This window comes from Methylobacterium sp. WL103, from assembly GCF_008039885.1.
Taxonomy (GTDB): domain Bacteria; phylum Pseudomonadota; class Alphaproteobacteria; order Rhizobiales; family Beijerinckiaceae; genus Methylobacterium; species Methylobacterium cerastii.
Genome location: NZ_VRUX01000437.1, coordinates 1 through 3,642, shown reverse-complemented (window position 1 = coordinate 3,642; position 3,642 = coordinate 1). Strand labels below are relative to the sequence as shown.

At 70.5% G+C, this 3,642-nt stretch carries 3 protein-coding genes; all 3 read left to right on the top strand.

Features of this window, described 5'->3' with window-relative positions; translation table 11 throughout:
• Positions 1-453: 453 nt before the first annotated feature.
• The 3 genes from FV222_RS20110 to FV222_RS20100 all read left to right on the top strand — a co-directional run bounded on the left by FV222_RS20110 (position 454) and on the right by FV222_RS20100 (position 3,497).
• The gene (locus FV222_RS20110; RefSeq protein WP_147752306.1) at positions 454-1,110 is read left to right on the top strand and encodes a protein-L-isoaspartate O-methyltransferase; all 657 of its coding nucleotides are present in this window, start codon (positions 454-456) and stop codon (positions 1,108-1,110) included.
• A 184-nt stretch (positions 1,111-1,294) separates the two neighbouring features.
• Positions 1,295-2,716, top strand: coding sequence for a TolC family outer membrane protein (locus FV222_RS20105; RefSeq protein WP_147815471.1), 1,422 nt, complete (start codon positions 1,295-1,297; stop codon positions 2,714-2,716).
• A 184-nt stretch (positions 2,717-2,900) separates the two neighbouring features.
• The gene (locus FV222_RS20100; protein WP_187277391.1) at positions 2,901-3,497 is read left to right on the top strand and encodes a DUF2497 domain-containing protein; all 597 of its coding nucleotides are present in this window, start codon (positions 2,901-2,903) and stop codon (positions 3,495-3,497) included.
• Positions 3,498-3,642: the final 145 nt, after the last annotated feature.

Here is a 3,642-nt window from a genome sequence, read left to right as displayed (position 1 = left end):
GGGCGGGGCTCGCCGGCTGCTGCGCCGCGGCGCCCTGCAGGGCGAGGCAGGTCATCGCCAGGGCGGCGAGGCTTCGGCTCAGGACGGGTGTCACGCGGCGTCTCCCAGGCTGGGCAGGATGCAGGTTCGGCGGATGCAGGTTCGGCAGGATGCAAGCTCGGCGGGATGAAGGCGCGTCGCGCCGGCTCCCGCTCGTGATCGCATACGTTATTCACAACATGCCACGCCAAAGCGAGGGCCGGTGCCGCGACCGGGAAACAGCAGCCCCGCCCCGTCACCCGCCGACGCGGATGCCCTGACGAACGCACCCGCGCGCGGCAGGCCGGCCCGGCGCAATCTTGCCTTTTCGCATCCGATCCCCGAGAAACCGGCTGATCCGGAAGCGTGAGCGCGGCATCGAGCCGGCGTTCGGCGAAACCGGAACGATCGAACCGCGTCGAGGAACCCGTCTCCATGCTCGATTACGCGCAGGCCCGACGCCTGATGGTCGACTGCCAGCTCCGGACCTTCGACGTGAACGACATCACGGTGCTCGACGCGTTCGACGCGGTGCCGCGCGAGGATTTCGTGCCGCCGGGGGCGGAGCCCTTCGCCTACATCGACCAGAATCTGAAGCTCGGCGGCAGCGAGGGCGACGTCCGCTACATGCCGGCCTCGATGCTGCTCGCCCGGATGATCCAGGCGCTGCGCGTCGGCAACGGCACGCGGGTGCTCGATGTCGGCACCGGATACGGTTACGCCGCCGCCCTGATGGCGCGCCTCGGCGGCCGGGTCACGGCCCTCGAAGCCGATCCCGCCCTGGCCGAGGCGGCGCGGGCACGGCTCGCCGGGACGCAGGTCGAGGTGGCGGAAGGACCGCTCACCGAGGGCCAGCCCAAGGCCGGCCCCTACGACGCGATCCTGATCAACGGCCGCGTCGAGGTCCGCCCGCAGGCGCTGCTCGACCAGCTCAAGGACGAGGGCCGCCTCGTCTGCGTGCTCGGACGCGACAAGTCGGCGAAGGCGACCCTGTTCGTCCGCGCCGGCGATGCCTTCGGCGCCCGCCCGCTGTTCGACGCCGCCCTGCCGGGCCTCGCGGCGTTCCGCGAAGAGGCCGGCTTCGCGTTCTGAGCGGCGCGTCGGTGCACCCCGGTCGCGCGCCGGGGGTGTCGCTTTTATGCGCCACGTCGGAACGATTTGGGGGCGGGCCGCCCGTTGGCCTGGGCCAGGTCTTAACGAATAGGCTAAGGTTCGCCCCAGGGCGGGCGTGACCGGGCCGGCGTGCAAGCGCGGCATCCGTCGCAAGACGGACGAGATGGTCTTCGAGAAACCGCAAGGGCTGATCGACGTGACACAACGCAAACCTGCGACGCGCCCCGCGCTTCGGCTGGCCGGCTTCGCCGTTGCAGCCGGGCTGGCGGCTGGTCCGGCGGCGTCCGAGACGCTCGAATCGGCGCTCGCGAAGGCCTATGGCGGCAACCCGCAGCTCAATGCCAGCCGCGCGAACGTCCGCGCCACCGACGAGGGCGTCGCGATCGCGAAGTCCGGCTACCGGCCGACCGCGGCCATCAGCGCTGACATCGGCCAGAGTTACCTCGAAGGCCGCGTCTCCCGCCAGCAGCTCGCCGTGACGACGACGCCGGGAGGCGCCGGGCTCACGGTCAACCAGACGCTGTTCAACGGGTTCCAGACCGACAACAACACCCGCCGCGCCGAGTCGAACGTCTACAGCCAGCGCGAGAGCCTGCGCTCCACCGAGATGACGGTGCTGTACAGCGGCGTCACCTCCTACATGAACGTGCTCAGCAACACCGCGACCCTGGAGCTGAACCGCAACAACGTCGAGGTGCTCGAGGAGCAGCTCCGCCAGACCCGGGACCGCTTCAACGTCGGCGAGGTCACCCGAACCGACGTCGCCCAGGCCGAGGCGCGCCTCGCCGGCGCCCGCTCGCAGGTCAGCGTCGCGGAATCGAACCTGCGCACCAGCATCGGCACCTATCGCCAGAACATCGGCGTCGAGCCGCGTCAGCTCGCCCCCGGCCGCCCCCTCGACCGCTACGTCCCGGCCAGCCTCGATGCGGCGATCGCCATCGGCCTGCAGGAGCACCCGCAGATCCTGTCGGCGCTGCACGCGGTCGACGCGGCCGAGGCGCAGGTCAAGGTCCTCGAGGGCGCCCTCTACCCGACGGTCGGCCTGCAGGGCAGCGTCCAGCAGCGCTACGACCAAACCTTCCCCGGCGACAACTTCGTGTCCGCGTCGATCGTCGGCCGCGTGACGATCCCGCTCTACCAGGGCGGACAGGAATACGCTCAGATCCGCCAGCAGAAGGAGGTCGTCGGCCAGACCCGCATCCAGGCCGACTTCGTCCGCGACCAGGTCCGCGCCCAGGTGGTGAACTTCTGGGGGCTCCTGGAAGCAGCCAAGGCGCAGGTGATCGCGGCGCAGGCCCAGGTTCAGGCCAACGAGGTCGCCCTCAACGGCGTGCGCGAGGAGGCCCGCGTCGGGCAGCGCACGACCCTCGACGTGTTGAACGCGCAGCAGGAACTGCTCGTCTCCCGGGTGAACCTCATCACCGCCCAGCGCGACCGGGTGATCTACTCCTACGGCGTGGTCCAGGCGATCGGCCGCCTGACGGTGCGCTACACCGCGGTGCCGGTGGCTGCCTACAGCGCCAAGGTCCACTACGACCAGGTCAAGGACCTGTGGTACGGCGTGCGCTCTCCGGATGGCCGCTGAGGCGACGCGAATCGCGCGGGTTCCCCTGCGGGGAGCCCGGCAGGCCCGGCCGACCGGAATGCGGCGACCGGGACGTGATTTCCCGAGGACTGTGCTTCCGCTGCGCTTGTCGTGCGAGCGCAGCGTGGAATACTCCATCGGATAGGTGTTTTCCGTTCCTCTCACGTTTTCGAGCGCCGTCCGGATGAGTGCAGCGAGCCCCAAGATCCAGGACAAGGCGACGGAGAAGGCGCACGAGCCTTCCATGGAGGAGATCCTGGCCTCGATCCGCCGGATCATCGCCGACGACCAGGCCGTGAAGCCGCCGGAGCCGGCCGCCGTCCGGCCGCCCACGCACGAGAACGACGACGTGCTCGACCTCGCCGACATGGACGAGCCGGCACCACCGCCGCGCCCGGCCGCGAAGCCCGCTCCGCTCGAACTCGAGGCCTTGGACTTCGACGCGATCGACTTCGACGCGCTGGAGATGGAACCCGAGCCCGAGCCGCCCCCCGCACTGCGTGCGGCCGCGCCCCAGCCCGCACGCCGTCCGGAGCCGGCATATGAACCTGAACCTGAGGCGGAGACCGCGCCGCTGATCTCCTCGGCGGCCGGCGCCAGCGTGAACCAGGCCTTCAACCTGCTCGCCAACACCGTGTCGAGCCAGAACGCGCGCAGCCTGGAAGACCTCGTCCAGGACATGCTGAAGCCGATGCTCAAGGCGTGGCTCGACGACAACCTGCCGGTGATGGTCGAGCGGCTGGTGCGCGTCGAGATCGAGCGGGTCGCCCGCGGCCGCTGACGGGCCCCGTGTTGACGGGAGGCCCGTGACGGGTTGAAAGCGGGCTCGAAATTCCGAGACGGACCCGCGATCACCCGCCCATGATGGACAAGACCTTCGACCCGGCCGGCGCCGAGGCGCGCGCGAGCGCCGCGTGGACGCACGC